General features: G+C 57.9%; 18 protein-coding genes. 5 read left to right on the forward strand and 13 right to left on the reverse strand.

Translation table 11 applies throughout. The features are described from left to right. Positions 1–119 precede the first annotated feature (119 nt). Complete coding sequence (locus tag MUU53_RS01590) at positions 120–896, reverse strand: DUF1223 domain-containing protein (RefSeq protein WP_247259302.1); 777 nt, start codon at positions 894–896, stop codon at positions 120–122. 228 nt (positions 897–1,124) lie between these two features. Then, positions 1,125–3,821: an aconitate hydratase AcnA gene (gene acnA, locus MUU53_RS01595; RefSeq protein WP_247259303.1), complete on the reverse strand. Its 2,697-nt coding sequence runs from the start codon at positions 3,819–3,821 to the stop codon at positions 1,125–1,127. A 266-nt stretch (positions 3,822–4,087) separates the two neighbouring features. Here acnA and ccmA point away from each other — a divergent pair, with 266 nt between their 5' ends. From ccmA to MUU53_RS01620, 5 genes are all read left to right on the forward strand, one after another. Further along, complete coding sequence (gene ccmA / locus MUU53_RS01600; RefSeq protein ID WP_247259304.1) at positions 4,088–4,732, forward strand: heme ABC exporter ATP-binding protein CcmA; 645 nt, start codon at positions 4,088–4,090, stop codon at positions 4,730–4,732. Between the two features lie 288 nt (positions 4,733–5,020). Continuing rightward, positions 5,021–5,680 carry a heme exporter protein CcmB gene (gene ccmB / locus MUU53_RS01605; RefSeq protein WP_247259305.1) on the forward strand — a complete coding sequence of 220 codons (660 nt, stop codon included), beginning with the start codon at positions 5,021–5,023 and terminating at the stop codon, positions 5,678–5,680. 43 nt (positions 5,681–5,723) lie between these two features. Then, positions 5,724–6,482: a heme ABC transporter permease gene (locus MUU53_RS01610; protein WP_247259306.1), complete on the forward strand. Its 759-nt coding sequence runs from the start codon at positions 5,724–5,726 to the stop codon at positions 6,480–6,482. 3 nt (positions 6,483–6,485) lie between these two features. Continuing rightward, the gene (ccmD, locus tag MUU53_RS01615; protein ID WP_062556154.1) at positions 6,486–6,662 is read left to right on the forward strand and encodes a heme exporter protein CcmD; all 177 of its coding nucleotides are present in this window, start codon (positions 6,486–6,488) and stop codon (positions 6,660–6,662) included. Continuing rightward, a complete protein-coding gene (locus MUU53_RS01620) occupies positions 6,659–7,267 on the forward strand; it encodes a DsbE family thiol:disulfide interchange protein (RefSeq protein ID WP_247259307.1) in 609 nt (202 codons plus the stop codon). Before ccmD ends, MUU53_RS01620 begins: the two co-directional genes overlap by 4 nt. A gap of 6 nt (positions 7,268–7,273) precedes the next feature. On the opposite strand, the gene MUU53_RS01625 is transcribed toward MUU53_RS01620, so the two are convergent. The 11 genes from MUU53_RS01625 to MUU53_RS01675 form a co-directional block, all read right to left on the reverse strand. Further along, positions 7,274–7,867, reverse strand: a complete 594-nt coding sequence (locus tag MUU53_RS01625) for a DUF2585 domain-containing protein (RefSeq protein WP_247259308.1) — start codon at positions 7,865–7,867, stop codon at positions 7,274–7,276. Beyond that, positions 7,864–8,511: a septation protein A gene (locus MUU53_RS01630; protein WP_165134078.1), complete on the reverse strand. Its 648-nt coding sequence runs from the start codon at positions 8,509–8,511 to the stop codon at positions 7,864–7,866. The genes MUU53_RS01625 and MUU53_RS01630 overlap by 4 nt, the downstream gene beginning before the upstream one ends. 57 nt (positions 8,512–8,568) lie before the next feature. Next, complete coding sequence (gene ftsY, locus MUU53_RS01635) at positions 8,569–10,116, reverse strand: signal recognition particle-docking protein FtsY (RefSeq protein WP_247259309.1); 1,548 nt, start codon at positions 10,114–10,116, stop codon at positions 8,569–8,571. Positions 10,117–10,132: 16 nt separating this feature from the next. Then, positions 10,133–11,407, reverse strand: a complete 1,275-nt coding sequence (gene mtaB, locus MUU53_RS01640; protein ID WP_247259310.1) for a tRNA (N(6)-L-threonylcarbamoyladenosine(37)-C(2))-methylthiotransferase MtaB — start codon at positions 11,405–11,407, stop codon at positions 10,133–10,135. Further along, a complete protein-coding gene (dapF, locus tag MUU53_RS01645) occupies positions 11,404–12,306 on the reverse strand; it encodes a diaminopimelate epimerase (RefSeq protein ID WP_247259311.1) in 903 nt (300 codons plus the stop codon). Before dapF ends, mtaB begins: the two co-directional genes overlap by 4 nt. An 804-nt stretch (positions 12,307–13,110) precedes the next feature. Further along, entirely contained in the window at positions 13,111–14,034 is a 924-nt protein-coding gene (locus MUU53_RS01650; RefSeq protein ID WP_247259312.1) for a phage protease, read from the reverse strand. A gap of 11 nt (positions 14,035–14,045) precedes the next feature. Beyond that, positions 14,046–14,936: a Mu-like prophage major head subunit gpT family protein gene (locus MUU53_RS01655; RefSeq protein ID WP_247259313.1), complete on the reverse strand. Its 891-nt coding sequence runs from the start codon at positions 14,934–14,936 to the stop codon at positions 14,046–14,048. Beyond that, on the reverse strand, positions 14,936–15,508 hold the full coding sequence (locus MUU53_RS01660) for a helix-turn-helix domain-containing protein (protein WP_247259314.1): 573 nt from the start codon (positions 15,506–15,508) through the stop codon (positions 14,936–14,938). The genes MUU53_RS01655 and MUU53_RS01660 overlap by 1 nt, the downstream gene beginning before the upstream one ends. Beyond that, on the reverse strand, positions 15,505–17,784 hold the full coding sequence (locus MUU53_RS01665) for a phage tail tape measure protein (RefSeq protein ID WP_247259315.1): 2,280 nt from the start codon (positions 17,782–17,784) through the stop codon (positions 15,505–15,507). The genes MUU53_RS01660 and MUU53_RS01665 overlap by 4 nt, the downstream gene beginning before the upstream one ends. Positions 17,785–17,908: 124 nt before the next feature. After that, complete coding sequence (locus MUU53_RS01670) at positions 17,909–18,436, reverse strand: hypothetical protein (RefSeq protein WP_247259316.1); 528 nt, start codon at positions 18,434–18,436, stop codon at positions 17,909–17,911. Between the two features lie 420 nt (positions 18,437–18,856). Beyond that, positions 18,857–19,303, reverse strand: a complete 447-nt coding sequence (locus MUU53_RS01675; protein ID WP_247259317.1) for a hypothetical protein — start codon at positions 19,301–19,303, stop codon at positions 18,857–18,859. Between the last annotated feature and the right edge of the window lie 9 nt (positions 19,304–19,312).

The raw sequence follows: 19,312 nt of genomic DNA on the forward strand, positions 1-19,312 counted from the left end.
CGCGCGCCAGATTAGTGTCATGCAGTTGGCGCACAGCGCCATCAGGTCCGGTCCCAGGCGTTGACCTTACCCCCAGCCCCCGACGCTTCGGGCCGGACCTTCTTTGACGAAAAACACCGCTATTGAGGACGCTTTCGTCCTGCCATCAAGACGGCGGCACCCATGATTGCAGCAGGTTCGCCCTTCGGCCCCGATGCCTGGAGAAGGATCGCGCATCCATCCTTCTTGGAGCGACCCATGGCCTTGGCAGGCAGGGTGATCTTCAGATCCTTGCCTTCCCACATGCCGACTGTCTGAACATCATAGACATTATGCCAGTATTCCATCTGGCGCCCGCTGTTCTCGCCACGTTCGACGGTGACTGCCTCCTTCTTGGTGAAATAGGCGACAACCACGTCTGCTCGACCCTCGCCGGCCGGGATGGAGATTTCCATTTCCTCGCCGTTCATTCGGGCTGTAATCGGAACGGTCAGGCCTTGGCCCTCTCCGTGCAACTGGCTGATCTTCCCATTGATTGCTGCGACATCGGTGCCTTTGACATGCGCCCTGCCATTGATGATGGCCTGTGGCGTATAGACCCCGCTGCGGCCCATGCTGTGCGCATAGCCGTACTGGCGCTCCGTGTTTTCCTTGGAGCTCAGCGTATCGGTCCAGCCAAGATAGTTCCAGTAATCGACGTGGTAAGACAGCGCCACCACATCTCCCTGATCGACGATCTGCTTCAGGGCGGCATCGGCGGGCGGACAGGAGGAGCACCCTTGCGACGTAAACAGTTCCACCACACCTTTCGGAGACGAAATGTCGCCCGCCAATGCAGTACCTGCAACCAGAAAGCTGACGGTGAGCCAGAAGGCGGATGTCAGTGTATGCCAATGATGGACTTGTGTGTTGCGCATGGTGTCTTTGGGGCATGAGAAGCGGGTCTGGTCTGCAACCTACCCCCCAACCTCCATCAAGCGGAAGTCACAAGCGGGTGAGAGTTGTATGTGCAGATTTGCGCATAAAGAAGCCGCCGGACAAGGCCTGTCCGGCGGCTTCCTTGAATATTCGTCTTATCCAGACGGTGAACCCTGCATCAGGCCAAGAGATTGCGCCACCTTTCGAGCAGCGCAATCCAAAGCCGATCAGGCCGCGAGATCGCGCAGAACCGTCTGCAGGATGCCGCCATTGTTGACGTATGTCACTTCGTCCAGCGTGTCGATGCGGCAAAGGATCTTGATCTCCTTCACCGTACCGTCTGCATAGGTGATCTTGGCCGTCTTCCACTCGCGCGGCTTGATTTCGCCGTTGAGACCTTCGATCGTGACCGTTTCGTCACCCTTCAGGTCCAGCGTCTGCCAGTTCGTGCCCTCTTCGAAGACGAACGGGATAACGCCCATGCCGACCAGGTTGGAGCGGTGAATACGCTCGAAGGACTGCGCGATGACAGCGCGAACGCCGAGCAGGTTGGTGCCCTTGGCAGCCCAGTCACGCGAAGAACCGTTGCCGTATTCAACGCCTGCAAAGATGACCAGCGGCGTGCCTTCGGCCTTGTACTTCATGGCAGCGTCGTAGATCGACATCTCTTCCTTGGACGGATAGTGGACGGTGTAACCGCCTTCCTTGCCGTTCGGGCCGAGCATGAAGTTACGGATGCGGATGTTGGCGAACGTGCCGCGCATCATCACTTCATGGTTGCCACGGCGCGTACCGTACTGGTTGAAGTCCGCAACGGATACGCCGTTGCCGAGCAGGTAGGCACCAGCCGGGGACTGCGCCTTGATCGAACCGGCCGGAGAAATATGGTCGGTGGTGATCTTGTCACCAAAGAGACCGAGAACGCGGGCGTTGACGATGTTGTCGGTGCCGACACCAGCCTGCTTCGGCATGCCGACGAAGTAGGGCGGGTTCTGTACATAGGTCGACTGGTCGTCCCAGGCATAGGTCTGGCCTTCCGGAACCTGCACAGCCTGCCAGTTTGCGTCGCCCTTGAAGACGTCTGCATACTTGGTTTCGAACAGTTCGCGGGTCACGTACTTCTGGATGAACTCCTGCACTTCGGCAGAGGTCGGCCAGATGTCCTTCAGGTAAACCGGGTTGCCATCTCGGTCTTCACCGAGCGGCTCGCTGGTCAGGTCTTTCTGGACAGTACCGGCGAGAGCGTAGGCAACAACCAGCGGCGGGGAAGCCAGGTAGTTCGCCTGAACGTCCGGCGAGATACGGCCTTCGAAGTTGCGGTTACCGGAGAGAACGCCAGCGGCAATGATGCCCTTGTCGTTGATCGTCTTGGAGATCGGTGCTGGCAGTGGGCCCGAGTTGCCGATGCAGGTGGTGCAGCCGAAACCGACGAGGTTGAAGCCGAGCGCGTCCAGTTCCTTCTGCAGGCCGGACTTCTCGAGATATTCCCCAACAACCTGGGATCCCGGTGCAAGCGAGGTCTTGACCCACGGCTTGGACTTCAGACCCTTTGCAACGGCGTTGCGGGCGAGAAGACCTGCCGCGATCAGAACGCTCGGGTTCGAAGTGTTGGTGCAGGACGTGATGGCGGCGATTGCAACGTCACCATGGCCGAGATCGAAATCTGTGCCTTCAACAGCCCAACGCGTATCGAGCTGACCCGGCTTCTTGTAATCGCCTTCGAGAGCGGTTGCGAAGTTCGGAGCAATGGTTTCGAGCGGCAGACGGCCTTCTGGACGCTTGGGGCCAGCCATGGACGGCACAACGTCGCCGAGATCGAGTTCCAGCGTGTCGGTGAAGACGAGGTCGGATCCATCGCCCTGACGCCACATGCCCTGAGCCTTGGAATAGGCTTCAACGAGAGCGATACGGTCCTTCGTGCGGCCCGACATGTCGAGGTAGCCAACGGTGGCGGAATCGACCGGGAAGAAGCCGCAGGTCGCGCCGTATTCCGGACCCATGTTGCCGATCGTCGCGCGGTCGGCAACCGGAAGCGTGTCGAGGCCCGTGCCGTAGAATTCGACGAACTTGGAAACCACGCCCTTCTTGCGCAGCATCTGGACGACCGTCAGAACCAGGTCGGTCGCGGTCACGCCTTCCTTCAGCGTGCCGGTCAGCTTGAAGCCGATGACTTCCGGCAGAAGCATGGAAACCGGCTGGCCGAGCATGGCGGCTTCCGCTTCGATACCACCAACGCCCCAGCCCAGAACGCCCAGACCATTGATCATGGTCGTGTGGCTATCGGTACCGACGCAGGTGTCAGGATAGGCGACCGTTTCGCCGTCTTCGTCCTTCGTCCAGACCGTCTGGCCGAGATATTCGAAATTCACCTGGTGACAGATACCTGTTCCCGGAGGAACGACGCGGAAGTTCTTGAATGCCTGCTGGCCCCACTTCAGGAAGCGGTAGCGCTCGCCATTGCGCTGGTATTCCAGTTCCACGTTGCGGGCAAAAGCGTTCGGGTTGCCGAATTCGTCAACGATAACCGAGTGGTCGATGACGAGATCGACCGGAACGAGCGGGTTGATCTTTTCCGGATCACCGCCTAGCGCCTTGATGCCGTCGCGCATGGCGGCGAGGTCAACAACTGCCGGAACGCCCGTAAAGTCCTGCATCAGAACGCGAGCCGGACGATAGGCGATTTCGTTCTCGACCTTGCCCTTGTTGTTCAGCCATTCGGCGACCGAAAGGATGTGCTCCTTGGTGACCGACTTGCCGTCTTCAAAGCGCAGCAGGTTTTCCAGCAGAACCTTCATCGAGAAGGGCAGCTTGGAAACGCCCGGAAGACCATTGGCCTCTGCCTTCGGCAGGCTGTAATAGACGTAATCCTTGCCATTGACGGTCAGTACAGACCGGCAATTGAAGCTGTCGAGAGATTTAGACACGAGAAGTAACCCCGCTGATATCAAGAGCCAACACGCGCGTGCGGACGCCTATGCACTTCATGCACATCAGGATGCGGGTACGACCATTTCCGCTGTCCGCACGAGAAGATAAATCTTCAGGTCCGGCGCAAAGTGAAAATCACGCCGGCCGCTGGCGTGGTTGCGAAGCTTATAGATAATTTCTAAGAAGTGTTCCAGACCATCCGCGGTCATCGACGCGATTTTTTTCGGGTGGACGCGCAACCGAGTAACCAAAGGCTTTACCCATGCGGCTGCTGGCCGAAAACCTGTCTGCGCACCGTGGCGAAGATCTGATATTCTCCAATATTTCCTTTGAGTTAAAGGAAGGTCAGGCACTAATTCTTACAGGTCGAAACGGATCCGGGAAATCCACCCTTCTGCGGGTTATGGCGGGGCTTTTGCGGCCTGCTTCCGGCACCATTAGCTTTTGGTACGATGCGGCGCGCAAGGCCCATAATCTCGGCGAGGTCGCGCATTATCTCGGCCATCGCAATGCGATGAAAACCGAACTGACGGTGCGCGAGAACCTCGCTTTCTGGAAGGACTTTTTGCGCGATGCCGCAGGCGGCACGGGCTACTCTGTTGTCGATGCGGCGCGGGCCGTCGAACTCGAACAGGTTCTGCATCTCCCCTTTGGTTATCTCTCGGCTGGCCAGCAGCGCCGCATGAGCTTTGCCAAGCTCCTCGTTGGCTACCGCCCGGTCTGGATCGTCGACGAACCCACCGCAGCGCTGGATGTCAGCGCTGAAGCATTGCTGGCTCGCCTTATGCGAGAACATCAGGTCAGAGGCGGCGTGATTCTCGCCGCGACCCATCAGCCGCTTGAGCTTCTCGATGTGAAGAGGTTGGAAATGAAGGGTTTCGAGTTCGCGGCGGGGGATGAGGATTAAGATGGCTTCAAAAATCTGGACCACTCACTGCACCCCCCGCTACCCTGCCGGGCATCTCCCCCACAAGGGGGGAGATCAGCAAGAGGCGAGCCCATCGTACAACAGCCTCACCCCTCCCCAACCCCTCCCCATAAAGGAGAGGGGCTTAATCTGCCGCATCCTCAGCACCCCAATTTCTGCGGGGCGGAACTGCGGTTGGTCTCCCCCCTTGTGGGGGAGATGGCCGGCCGGCCAGAGGGGGTGTTTCGGTAAACCAGAGAAGCCTGTTGTTTCCGAAGGGCAACACCTATGACCGCCCTCCTGCTCCGCGATCTTAAACTGTCATTCCGCGCTGGCGGTGGAGCGTTGATCGGTATTCTGTTTTTTCTGACGGTCGTGGCGGTCATCCCTTTTGGTGTCGGGCCGGATCTCAACCTCCTATCGCGCATCGGCCCTGCTATCGTCTGGATCGGCGCGCTGCTTGCTGCACTCCTTGGCCTTGACCGGTTGTTTCAGGCTGATCGCGATGATGGTTCGCTGGATCTGCTCCTGATGCAGGAGCATCCGTTGGTGCTAACTATTCTGGTGAAATGCCTGGCGCATTGGCTGGCCAACGTTCTGCCACTGGTGATCGCTTCTCCGTTGCTCGGCCTGTTCATGAATATGAGCGAGGTGGCGATCGGTGCCGTCATGCTGACCCTGCTGGTCGGCTCTCCGGCGCTGGCATTTATTGGTGCGGTCGGAGCCGCCGTTGCTGTAACGCTGCCAAGAGGCGGGCTTCTGGTTTCGATCCTCGTTCTGCCATTGACGATCCCCGTGCTGATTTTTGGCGTCAGCGCATCCTATGCAGCGGTGGAAGATCCGGCACCCTTCCTGCCGCCTTTTCTGATTCTTGTTGCCATCACGATGTTTTTTGCAGTCATTGGCCCGCTCGGTGCTGCGCTGGCGTTGCGCAATGCCGGGGATTGACTAGAATCAAGGAAAGCCGGGGAACCACCCCTAAAAGGATTCCATGACCGAAAGCCTCGCCATCCGCAAATTCAGCGACCTTGCCAACCCGACGCGGTTCCTTGCGCTTGCGGAACGCCTTTTGCCGTGGATGGCTGGCCTCTGTTGCCTGCTCTTTGCAGCCGGGCTGTACCTCGCCTTCACGACTGAGGGGGATTACCAGCAGGGAGATACGGTGCGGATCATGTACATCCATGTGCCTGCCGCCTGGCTTTCGATGATGTGCTATTCCGTCATGGCGCTGTCGGCTATTGGCACGCTGGTCTGGCGTCATCCGCTGGCCGATGTTTCCCATAAGGCCGCGGCTCCGCTTGGTGCCGCTTTTACGCTGATCGCGCTGGTTACAGGTTCGCTGTGGGGGAAACCCATGTGGGGAACCTGGTGGGTGTGGGATGCGCGGCTCACATCCGTATTCATCCTGTTCCTGATGTATCTCGGTATCATTGCGCTCAACCGCGCCATGGACGATCCGTCCAAGGCTGCGCGGGTTTCTTCGGTGCTGATCCTCGTGGGCTTTGTAAATATTCCAATCATCAAGTTCTCGGTCGATTGGTGGAACACGCTGCATCAGCCAGCCAGCGTCATCCGTATGGGTGGACCGACCATCGACGGAGAGTTTTTGCGTCCGCTGCTGGTCATGGCCATGGCATACACGCTGCTGTTTTTCACATTGCATATCACGGCTATGCGCAATGAAATCTGGCGTCGTCGCATTGCGACCCAGCGGCGTCTGGCAGCCCGCACGGCCAGCCGGGAGGTATGAGAGATGAGCCACGCTTTCTATATCTATACCTCCTACGGTGTGACGGCGCTGATTACGCTTGCCGTTATAGCTTGGACCCTTCTGGATGGCCGCGCCCGCCGGAGGGAAATGGCTGAGCTGGAAGCCGCTGGCATCCGTCGTCGGTCCTCTCCTCCCGTGACTGAGGGCAAACAGGCATGACGGCTCCCCTGCAAACGGAGGAAACGCCGGAAAAGCGTGGCCTCGGACGCTATGCCTTTGCCCTCATTCCGCTGGTGATCTTCGCAGGCTTTGCCGCAGTGGCGGGAAAAATGTTGTATGATCAGGATGTGAATGGACGCGATGTGTCTGCCATTCCTTCGGCTCTGATCGGCAAACACGCGCCTTCACTTGCCCTGCCGCCGCTGGAAGGATCGCAGACGCCTGCGCTTACCGATGCCGCCATCAAAGGCAGGCTGACACTGGTGAATGTGTTTGCGTCCTGGTGCGTACCCTGCCGTCAGGAGCATCCGCTCCTGAAGGAGCTCGCGAAGGATCAGCGCCTCACCATCGTCGGCATCAATTACAAGGATCGTAACGACAACGCGCTACGCTTCCTCGGCGAACTCGGCAATCCCTATAAGGCCATCGGCGTTGATCCGAACGGCAAGGCCGCGATCGACTGGGGCGTCTATGGCATTCCGGAAAGCTATCTCGTCGCTCCGGATGGCACGATCCTCTACAAGCGCGTCGGGCCTTTCGATGAGCGCAGTGTCAGCCAGGATCTACTGCCCGCCATCGAAAAAGCCCTCAAGTCCAATAGCTGATAGTGCTTACAACGCCCCCTGCCACGCCTTTACTGCATCGAGCGGGTAGACCAGCATCAGCACGTTGAGGGTCAGGTTGTCGCGGATCAGCCAGCCGGTGAAGATCTCGAAAATGATCGCGACAAGTACCGTGACCCAGACCGGCAGGCGTGCGGCAAACAGAAAGCCGAGCGCCATGAAGATAGTGTCCATGGCCGAATTGAGGATGCTATCGCCTTCATAGCCGATGGCCATGGTGGCGGATCGATAGCGGTCAATGATGATGGGGGAGTTTTCGAGAAGCTCCCAGGCCGCCTCGATGAAGGTGGCAAGCGTCAGACGCTTGGCAAACGAAGCCTTGCGCAGCACCAGCCAGCCGAGGCCATAAAACAGGAAGCCATGGATGATGTGGCTTGGCGTGTACCAATCCGCCAGATGCTGGGAATTGCCCGGCGTGTTCACACCCGGCTCAAACAGCTTCACAGTTCCGCAGGTGCAGATCCACACCCGCCCCATGAAATGCTCGGCGACGATCTGTGCCAGCAGAATGATGAGTGCGACCGCAAACCAGTAATGGCCGCTGCTGCCGTTGCGGGCGGGATAGGCGTCCGCCGTGCTCACTTGCCATCCTCAGACTTCGGCTCAAGCGAATGCTTCATGATCAGCGGCATCTGCGCCAGCGTGAAGGCGATGGTGATGGGCATGGTGCCCCAAACCTTGAAGTTGACCCAGACGGCGTCGGAAAAATTGCGCCAGACCACTTCGTTCAGCACGGCAAGAAACAGGAAGAAAATGCCCCAACGGAGCGTCAGCTTCCGCCAGCCCTCATCCGTCAGCTGAAAAGCTGCGTTGAAGACATAGCCGAGAAGGGACTTGCCGAACAACAGGCCAATCAGCAGCGTAACGCCGAACAGCGTGTTGACGATGGTCGGCTTCATCTTGATGAAGGTCTCGTCCTGCAGCCAGATGGAGAGGCCGCCAAAGATCATGACCACGATACCGGAGACGAAGGGCATGACCGGCAGATGCTTGAAAACGATCTTGGAGACGATCAGCGAAATAACCGTTGCCGCCATGAACAGACCTGTCGCCACCAGCAGCGGCCCGCCCAGCGCTGAGAGCGCAGGAAACTTGGACACCAGCCATTCGCCCCGCAGGTTGGCGAAGAAAAACACAAGCAAAGGCCCGAGTTCCAGCGCCATTTTCAGGCCCGGATTTTCCTTTTCCTGACGCGTCGGCGTCGTATCGCTTTCAAGGCTTGGCATTGGGCGCGTCTTTATGAAGGTGTTGAAAGAATAGGTGCAAAGCGGTTTTCTGTGGCATCAATGCGACACACCCGCAATGGCGCTTGCAAAATCTTCCGCCTCAAATGGTTCAAGATCGTCGATCCCCTCGCCAACACCGATGAAATAGACCGGAAGCTTGTGCTTGGCGGCAATGGCAACGAGGATGCCGCCGCGTGCTGTTCCGTCCAGCTTGGTCATGATGAGACCGCTGACGCCAGCCACGTTGCGGAAAATTTCCACCTGGTTCATCGCGTTCTGGCCGGTCGTTGCGTCAAGGGTCTGGAGGACCGTATGCGGCGCATCCGGGTCGAGCTTGCTCAGAACGCGGACGATCTTTTCCAACTCGGCCATCAACTCGGCCTTGTTCTGAAGACGTCCGGCCGTATCGATGATCAGAACGTCGCATTTCTTCGCCTTGGCCTGCTCGAAGGCATCATAGGCGAGACCGGCCGCATCCGCGCCAAGCTTGGTGCCGATGAATTCCGAGCCCGTACGATCCGCCCAGATCTTCAACTGCTCGATGGCAGCGGCACGGAAGGTATCGCCCGCCGCCAGCATGACCTTGAGGCCCGAACCGGACAGCTTGGCGGCTAGTTTGCCGATGGTTGTGGTCTTGCCGGTGCCATTGACGCCGACGACGAGAATGACATGCGGCTTGTGGGAAAGATCCAGCTCGAGCGGCTTTGCCACCGGCTTCAGAACCTTGGTGATTTCGCTCGCCATGATGCGCGACACGTCGTCGCCTGTCACATCCTTGCCATAGCGTTCGGACGACAGCGTATCGGTGATGCGCATCGCCGTTTCTACGCCAAGATCCGCCTGAATAAGCAAATCTTCCAACTCCTCCAGCGTCGCCTCATCCAGCTTGCGCTTGGTGAAGAGGGCCGCGATCTGGCCGGTCAGTTGCGCGGATGTGCGCGAAAGACCCTCGCGCAACCGTTGGAACCAGGAAAGCTTCACCTCTGGCGCAGCTTCGACCGGAGCGGCTTCCTTGCGGGTGGCAAAGCCTTTGGGAAGGACGGGTTCGGTGGAGGTTGTGACCTTACCCCCCTCTGTCCTGCCGGACATCTCCCCCTCAAGGGGGGAGATCGATTCCGAGCTTCTGTATTGTCCTACATCCTGCTTAGGAGAAGAACCCCCTACTTGTAAGCGCGGTTCAGCATCCGCAACATCAACGAGAGGATGGTCATTTCGCAGCGAGTCGATCTCCCCCCTTGAGGGGGAGATGTCCGGCAGGACAGAGGGGGGTGGGCTTTGATCGCCATCAGAGCTTTCAGCTTCAGCCTCAGCCTCTAGCAGCGAAAGCGGAACGACGCCCAGCTCACCCGGCATCTCTGTGGACGCCAGCAGCACCGGCTCATCAACCTCTGCCGCGTCATCAGCGGGGCCGCCTGCGGTTTCCATCTCGACGGGGGCGACAGGATCGACAGGCGAAACCGGGAGGTCCTCTTCGCGCGAATGCGGCTCAAGCTCCGCCTCTATGGACGCCTTGTCGTCAGCCGTCAGAGCGTCCGATGCCTTGCTCTCCTCCGCAGGCTTTTCCTTGCCGAACGAGAAGACCTTCTTGATGAACCCCAGCGCCATAAAATGTTCCGTTCCGTCACGCCGCAGCGGCAGCGTCGACCTGCATTGTCAGATGTTTGCCGTTGTGACCGGTCATCTTCACCGGCACCATATTGCGCGGCTTCAAACCGGGAGCCGCAACCAGCGAGAAGTTTTCCGTATGGGCAAAGCCGCTCTGCTCCACAAGGATCATGTGGCGCGTTCCCACCATCTTGTCGAGATGGCTGACAAGCAGACCTTCGCCAACGGTCCGCATTCGTGCCGCGCGTTCCTTCACGAGCGCCCGATCCAGTTGCGGCATGCGCGCCGCCGGTGTGCCGGGTCGCGGGCTGTAGGGGAAGACATGCAGGAAGGAAAGCCCGCAGTCTTGCGCATGACGAACCGCATTCGCGAACATCTCGTCGGTCTCGGTCGGAAAGCCTGCAATCATATCGGCACCGAAGCTGACCTCGGGCCGCAGGCTGCGCACCTGATTGATGAAAGCCAATGCATCGGCGCTGGAATGCCGCCGCTTCATCCGCTTCAGGATCATGTCATCGCCATGCTGAAGCGAGAGATGCAGATGCGGCATGAAGCGCGGCTCATCGGCCAGAAGGTCAAACAGATGGCTGTCTGCCTCGATGCTATCGATGGATGAAAGTCGCAGCCGCAGGATCTCCGGAACCTGCTTCAACAGTGTCTTGGCCAAAAGCCCGAGGGTCGGCGTGCCCGGCAGATCGGCACCGTAGCTGGTGGCATCCACGCCGGTCAGCACCACTTCGCGATAGCCTTCCGCCACCAGTTTGCGCGCCTGATCGACGACGGCCCCCATGGGCACCGAGCGGGAATTGCCGCGGCCATAAGGAATGATGCAGAAGGTGCAGCGGTGATCACAGCCGTTCTGCACCTGAATGAAAGCCCGCACATGCCCGTCGATGTGCTTCACCATCTGCGGGGCGGTGGCCTTCACGCTCATGATATCGTTGACGCGCAGCTTCTCTTCGGCTGACACGCCGAAATCCGGCAAGGCACGGTAGGAGGCGCTTTTCAGCTTTTCCTCATTGCCGAGAACAGCATCCACTTCCGGCATTTCGCCGAATGTTGCCGCTTCCGTTTGGGCCGCGCAACCGGTGACGATGATACGGGCATGCGGGTTTTCCCGCCGCGCACGACGAATGGCTTGGCGCGCCTGACGCACGGCCTCCCCGGTAACAGCGCAGGTGTTGACGAGCACGGCATTGTTCAGCCCTGCCTTCTCCGCTTCTGCCCGCATGACCTCGGATTCGTAAGTGTTCAGACGGCAGCCGAAGGTGATGACTTCGACACCACTCACTGCGCCTGCACCTCAGGCTCCGCATCCCGTGTGAAACTGCCGGAAACCGGATCGAGCGTGCCCGACCATTCCCATTCAGCCGGTCCCGTCATGATGACGTGATCGTCGGCCCGCCACTCAATGGAAAGTTTGCCGCGATTTGGGCTGGAGGCGACGACGATATCGACCTTGCGCTCGGTGCGGCCTGTGCGCGCCCCGGAAACACCTGCTGAACAGGCAGCAGAACCGCAGGCAAGCGTGAGGCCCGCGCCACGCTCCCAGGTGCGGGTGACCATTTCCGTTGGCGAGATGACCTGTGCCAGGGTGATATTGGCCCTTTCCGGGAACATCGGATGATTTTCGAGCAGAGGACCGAAACGCTCCAGTTCGAAGGACATCGGGTCGCGACCCACCCAGAAGATGGCGTGAGGATTGCCCATGGACATGACGGCAGGCGAATGCAGCACAGGATTATCGATCGGCCCGATCTGCAATTCGATGCGGCTGGTATCGTGAAACTCTTCCGACAGGGGAATCTTGTCCCACTGGAATACCGGCTTGCCCATATCGACGGAAATTGTGCCGTCCTGATGCTCCTGCGCATTCAGGATTCCCGCCAGCGTCTGGAAGGTGAAAGCCTTGCGACCCGTCTCAGCGGAAAGCGCCTGCACCACGCAGCGCGTGCCATTGCCGCAAGCCTGCGCCCGCGTGCCATCGCAATTGACGATATCGATATAGGCATCGGTTCCGGCAAGCTTCGGATCGTGGATCGCCATGATCTGATCGAAGTTCGTTGCCGGATCGGCAGCCAGCGCAATGGCCGCTTCCGGGGTAACGCGATCTTTGCGGCCACGCATATCGACGACGAGGATCTTGTTGCCAAGCCCGTTCATCTTCGCGAATTCTACCGTATCAGCCATCGACGCCACCTTGGTCTTGCGGGCTTTCCTGCATATTGATGCCTATATGGCGGAAATTGACATTTATTTCCAGTCCATCCCGGAAATCGGCACCAGAACAGCGCCGTCAGAACGCAGACGCGACTTCGCGCTCACGCGGCACAGAGTGCCCGTGGTGTGAGGGTCAGTTCGGGCCCGTATCCGTGTGAGTGATACGGGTTATGCGGTCGGGGCGCTGAAAGCTGCCTCGTAGAAGTAGTATAGGTGACACCTCTCAGCGCCCCGTTCAGCGGTTTTTGCCCGCGACTTCGGTCTCTCTGCCTAGAATGATGATTTAAGCTCTTGTAGCGCGCAAAATCGGCTGGCAGGACGCGCAAAATCGATTGGCAGCAACTTTATGAGCGATTCTGGCTGCCTTTTTGCCGCCTATTTATCACTCGTTTTGGGCTCTCAGTTGGATCGATTCTTGAGCCTCTTCGAGCGCGGATTCTGAGCCGTTCCCAATAGCGGTGAGCGGCTGATCTTGATGGGGTTCGCTGCTTACCGAATTCGCGTCTGCACTGCCTCAAAATCTCCGCGAGTGGCATTAGACCAAACTGCTGCGCAAGGAAGTTGGCTACTTCGCCATCCCGCTCTATGGGCGACCTGCACGGCGTCAACATGAGGTTATTGCTAAGCGTACTCTCGGTTAGACGGCGTTTGCAATCCAAAAGGTCGGCGTAGTCGCTTATCGGTATCGTTACGACACGAACGCCTCCGATATCTTCCACGACTGCTTTGCTCTTGGATTGCCTGTTCACTGTGGGTGTCTTCCGTCTGCCTTCGCTACAGCAGGCTCTTCACGTCAATGCCAAGCTGTGCCGCAAGCCGACTCGCTTCTGTGTTTAGGGTCACCGGTTTTTCAGCAACGAAGCCATTCGCCGCGACTTCCATTTCACGGGTGATTGCAGGTTTGGAAAGATAGGCGAACGGCGTACCCATCTTTGTGCAAAATTCATCGAAGAGCGTCTCGCTGGAATTTGCGATGGTGACACAAAAGTCTTTCAATGCTGGCGTTACCGTGCCGAGCTTTATAGCCTGTTCAACCTTAGCCTCTACGCGGCTGTTTCGCGCCGTTATAACCTCTGTTGAAAGGGTTTTCATGACGCCTTGAAGGCCGGTTATGATGGCCTCAGTGCCGTCCGCCTTCGCGGTAAGCGTGGCAACCTTGGAAGCAATCTCTTCCGTAGTCGCGTCGATGTCCAATCCCAGAGCGGCGGCTATCTTGCTCTCAAACACTGTGAGCGGTTCCTTGTGATTGGTTTCAGCGGAAGCAAGGGCTGGCATAGCAACCGCTGGCGTTGCCACGAGCGCGACGGAATGAAGCCATGTTGCCCTATCCTGGGCGTCCAAAGACCCAAAGGCTGGAGAGATGTAGCGGTGAGACTTCTCGGCTAGCACCGTTTTCCCGCGATCAAGCCAATTTACGCGGGCGTATAGGCCATCCTCCCGCGCTTCCAGTTCTTCAATCCAGCCATATGCAGGCGTTTCATCGCCGGTCGCCGCTTTACGGATGGTCGAATGGTTGATGTCTACCGGGATGGAGATAGCATCCGACTTGAACCGCTCTATCAGGAGTTCGGGTACTACCTCGAATGTCCGGCCATCGCGAGCAGTAAAGCGCCCGCGAGGAGCAACCTTTATCCAGTCGGGCGGTCCTGCTTCTGTGCCAGTGGTTGCGAAGGTGACCACGTTGGAGATGACTTGCATGGACGTGCTCCTTAACTCAGCCAGGGCGTAACGATCAGATCAGCGGTTCCCTTCCAGATATTGGAAGAACCTTCGATCTGATCGGAAAGAAGCAGAGTTCGTGCCCGCGCTTCCAGCGTTGCAGGTACGACCAGGTGCGTTGGCGTGATGCCGAGCTTCTGGCCGCGATCCCCGGCAAATGCTGCCATTTGTTGGCGTGCAGCAGCATAGTTTGCCGCCGTCAATTCTTGCTTCGAACCAAAGGCGAGCTGCCACAGGCCAAAGCCACAGTTCACGCGGGCGCGGATGCCATAGACATAGTCATCTGTCATGAAGACGCGAGAATCATGCGGGTCTGTGATCGATTGGAACTCGTACTTTTCGCGCTCTTGCCAGATCATCGGCTTCATTGCCTTGGACAGATCAAGCAGGAACCAAGGTGATTCCGTCCCGGCCTGCATATTGGAAACCGACTCGGTCACCATTTCGGTTCGGGCATAAGGATGGTCTGTGTCGAAGAAGTTCTGACCATCGAAACACGTAGTGGAAAAGCCGGAAGACAACAGGGAGAATAGCTGCTTATCCGGGTGGATTTTTGTAACGCGGCCCATCTCTTGGACCATCGGCTTGTAGATGCCGACCTTGTCATCCGAGATATCGTCGCGCTTCACCTTTACGGTGCTTTCGAACTTCTTGTTCTTGATGCTGAAGCCGTGGGCTGCCAGTTCCTTGATTTGACGGTCGCCAACCCATTCGCGAAGGTCAGGAAACTGGCCAAGCCAGCCGTATTGCTCTTCGCTGGTGTTGCTGCTTACCGTCATCGCCAGAGTGTCTTTGTAGCTCTGTGTGGCGTCAAAGCTCTCTGTGTAGATCGTTTTGAAGCCTTTGAAGACGAGGTCGAGATTTTCATTGCTGATCAGCATCAGATTTTACCTTGTTTGAGAAGTTCCGCCCGGATCGTCAAAACGACTGTTCCAGGCACATTGAGGATGTCGCGAATTTGAGAGGGTGAGTGACCTTCGAGGAGAAGGGTTCGAACGAACTCGATCCCTTTCTGCTCTTCCGGCGAATGGACATAGGTTCGGGGAGAGTAGGGGCAGCCCAAACGGCGACCTTGTGCGCGCATCCGCTGCTTGTGCCGCCATACAGTGCGCATGTGAACACCTGTCCTCTGCGCGACTTCTCGCGTCGATAGACCATCTTGTTCCAGCAAGGCTTGGATGCGCTTATCCGTATTCATCGGAACAAAAAACCATCCCGACGGCTTCCAGGTGGCGGCAGCTTCGACCACCTTTGAAGCCAGATCGTAACCAAGCCTGATCGCAAACACGTGCTCTGGATGGAAGATCTGTATGGAAGGAATGCAGAGGCGTTCTCCCCCAAACACAGCGGAGAGTTGATCGGCTACTTCCTCGCCACACACATCTCTGATTTGAGCGAAAACACTGTCATCTTCATCTTGGCCTACAAAGGAGACCAGTTTTTTCTTTGTCATGCGAGGCCCCTTCCCACATCGTGCAGAGAGCGCGCTCTCGCCTGCTGAATTGCGCGTGCCTGATCGCGCCGCGCTTTGAGCGCCGCAAGCTTCGGGTTCGGTGTGGTGATGTTCTGTGTGAGCCTGATGTTCGATGACTGTTGCAGCGATGTATGCTTCTGCGGATCGGCGGCGGTTTGCGCCTGTCGCGGCTGGCCGGGATCAACAATCGTCGGTGTGATCGTCGGGCTAACGTGGAAGTTCAAAATGCCCATAAGACGCTCGACAATGCCGCGAGCATCGCCTTCCGCAATCTTACCCTGTTCAATCAATCCGTCCCGATAAGCCTGCATAGACTGTTCGGCAGCGGGCTTCATGTCGATGCCAAGTTTTTCCTTCACGCCTGATGCCACACCGGAAACATCGCCGGATTTGCTGTAAGCCGCGTCTTGCGGACGCGCTAAAGGAACAGGGATTTGCCCGGTTGAACGGCCAAGGTCTCCCGGACGCTCTGGCCTTTCGGTTGGAATGGGTACGCCACCCCTGCTGATGCCCAGATGATCGCGGAAACTGAAGTCTGCATCAGCACCTTTGCCGTATAGAAAACGTTGCCAAAGGCTTGGCCCGTTCTTATTCGCCCCGTTCGGGTAGCGCCTGCGCCATTCCTGCATGAAGAGGTCTTGATTGCTGGGCCGCTCACCCTCACGCATCAGGTTGTCAGCAGTACCTCGCATTGCTTCCGTCAAAACGGGCAGGACAGGCTCCGCGAACCGTTTCATAAGGTAGGCGATTGCAGCGGTTACCCTATCGGTTTGGGAGTTCAGGTTGTCGGTATTGGTCCCATAGTCACCGTCGATAACGCCGCCAGCATTTTCCATTTGCTCCCTGCGTTTGACGATGAGGTCCAAATCCTTGAAGACCGCATTGTAACCTTTGTAAGCCTCGGAGTTCCGGAAGAGGCTGCGTGTCTTCTCTTCGTCTCCCTGGACGGCTTTTTGATAGGCGCGCAAGGATTCCAGAACCGGGTCTTTCCCAGCCGCGATAGCATCCTTGCGGATTTGGTAGATGTTCTGGCCGTACTCCTCTTCGAAGCGGCCAGCCACATCAGGCGAAACCATATCGGTCAGCATGGCTTCATAGGACGTTTTGGCCTGATCGTTGCTCCCGGCTTCACGGGCAATAGACTGCACCATGGCAGATGTAAGACGAACGCCTCTGAGGCCCGTTGAGCCTTGTCCGGCCATAGCAGCGAAGAGCGAAGGCCCATGCTGTGCCATGTCCTTCACTTCGAACTTGCCCATTTTGCCGCCGACCGCGATGCTTTCGTAACCAGCGGGCATGTCAGACGGTTTGAGCCCCATGATCTCCCGCATGGAAACGGTTGTTCCGGCAACGTCAACCGGATCGGCGTTTGTGGCCTTACCGACCTTGATCACGCCTTCCGTCATCGTCGCGGCATCTTTGGCCTCAACACCATTGCTGATCAGTGTGCCGAATGTTTCCTGCGCTTTTGCTGTGCCAACGCCGTAAACTGCACCGGCGCGGCCAAGAATGGCATCAATGCGGCGCTGTTCGGCTGCATCGTACTCACCAGTCACGCGCAACGCATCGCTTCGCTGTTCATCGTTGGCGGCGGCTTTGACCGTCGCGACACCGGCAACGGCCACGCCTGCCGGAACTGCCCCCATAAGGTAAGCACCGCCTGCCGTCACAGCCAAAGGGACGGCGATCTGATCAGCGGCACCTTCAATGGCGGACATGATACCAGTGCGCGGCGCAACGCTTGCACCTTGACGATAGGGAGCACCGGTATGCGGGGCGACTTGTCCACCGGCATTCACGCCTGTGAGTTTCTGCTTCAGGTTCGCGACGGCTTGCGCAACACGGCCAATCGCCGTTTCTGCTTGTGTTGCATCGCTTTTCAGGCCCGCGAATGCGTTATTATCCACATTGCCCAATGCGGCCTTTAGTTCGGTTGCTTCCGACTTTATGGACCGGATCGCCCATTCGGCCTGTCCCGCATCCACTTTCAGCTTGGCAAGTGAGCCGCCGTAAATCTGCCCGGTGGCCTTATCAACGGCGCGGGCCGACCTTTCCAGTTGTCCAAGGCGTTCACGCGCCTTGTCGGCATCGCTTCCAACTTGCCTCAAACCTTGGCCAAGCTGTTCACCGGCTTTGGTACGTCCAAGCCGTTCCGCCGTTTGGCGTACCTCGTTCAGATCGCGCCTGGCTTGATCTGCTGGGCGGGAAAGCTGGTTCTCAAGGCGAAGGCGTAAGGAAACGTCCATACCGGTCATCGTTCCAGTCCCCATGTCTGAGACCATGCCGCACGAATGGACGGATACCAGCGTAAGGCATCATCCCAGTACATCGAAAGCAGAATCGGCAAGGGTGTATGCGAAAGTGCGGACATGAGCGCGATCACGTCTCGCCATTTGGTGAGGTCGATGAAGGCTCGATCCTCTGAGGACGGAAGAGGCGGGGCAAAAAATCAAAGCAGACCTGCGATACCTCCTCGCCGTCGATATCGACAAGGCCGCGAAGGATCGGGGCGGGAATGTCCGTCATGATCGCGTAGATATCGAAATTGTCGGGTTCGTCAGGATTGCGGTTGTCGAGAAGGTTTCCGACTTCGCCAACCGTCAGACGGCGAACCGTGATCGCTTCCACAATACCCGTAGAGGGGTGCTCGAAAGGATATTCCAGCGGAATTTCCCGCGTGGCCTGCGCACCGACAAATGTGAGACGTTCGATCTTGCGCGAAGGCTTTTCCGCCTGAACGGCAGTTGCCTGGGCAGCCTGTTCCGACTTGGCGGCGATTGGTGTCGCATTATCAAGCTCTGCCCACATTTCCGGTGGAGGCAGCGTAATTTCAAGCGCCTTGAGGTCGCTGCGATCATCCTTCGACTGCGGTTCTAAAACGGTTGCTTTGATTGCGGGAGTGTCCATCTGTCGCCTCTTTGAAAGTGAAAGAGGCGGCGGCCCAGTGCCATCAACCGCCGCCTCTGAGGGGAGCTGGAGAACTCCCAAAGGACTCGGAAACCCGACGAGCCCTTGCAGAAACGGTTTTACACCAGGGTGACAAATGTCACTGATGACGGCTGTCAGGGTCTACCTGCGGCAAAAATGAATGGCTGATTTGGAAGCTTTGCGAAGGCGCATCATCAGGCGCTTTTGCCTGATTGATACAGGGCATTGCCCGCCCTTGGGGCTGACTCCGCGTCAGCGGCCTTCAAATCGGCTTCAAAAACGATTTCGAAGCCATGTCCTCGCCCGCTTTTGCCGCTGGCAGAGATTTCTTCACGTGCATGCGCGATTCCACCAACCGCGCACCCACCTGTCAAGCAACGCCCTTTGACGGGTGAGCGTTTACATCAGTGCCAACCGTACGGCGTTCTCAAGCGCACCTTCACCATAGCTTTTTTCGAACTCCAGAGACACGATGCAAGCCTGTCCCTTATGCAGCAGATAGAGCATATCTTCGTCGGTCTCATCCCCCGTCACGGGGATTCCGTTCGGGTAGTAAAAGACCTTGATCCGGTGACCATTCACATAGTCGAAATAATAGCTTTCATCCGAGCGGCGTTCCCCGTGATTATTGAGACTGGCTATTCCAACGCCCTGAATGATGATTGCGTTCAAGGCATCGCGCCTGCGACTAGCGGCTTCAATATTGCCAAGACCAACGGGACTGGAGATCGCCAGAAGCTCATTCAGTAGCCGGTTGGGAAAGTCTTCGTCAGGGCGCGGCGTCAGCCAGATCAGGCATTCCGTGCCGCCCGCCATTCCCGAATGCTCACGTCTCACTACCTGCATGCTTGCTCC

Origin of the sequence: Affinirhizobium lemnae (assembly GCF_022968395.1) — a bacterium.
GTDB classification, from domain to species: Bacteria; Pseudomonadota; Alphaproteobacteria; order Rhizobiales; family Rhizobiaceae; genus Neorhizobium; species Neorhizobium lemnae.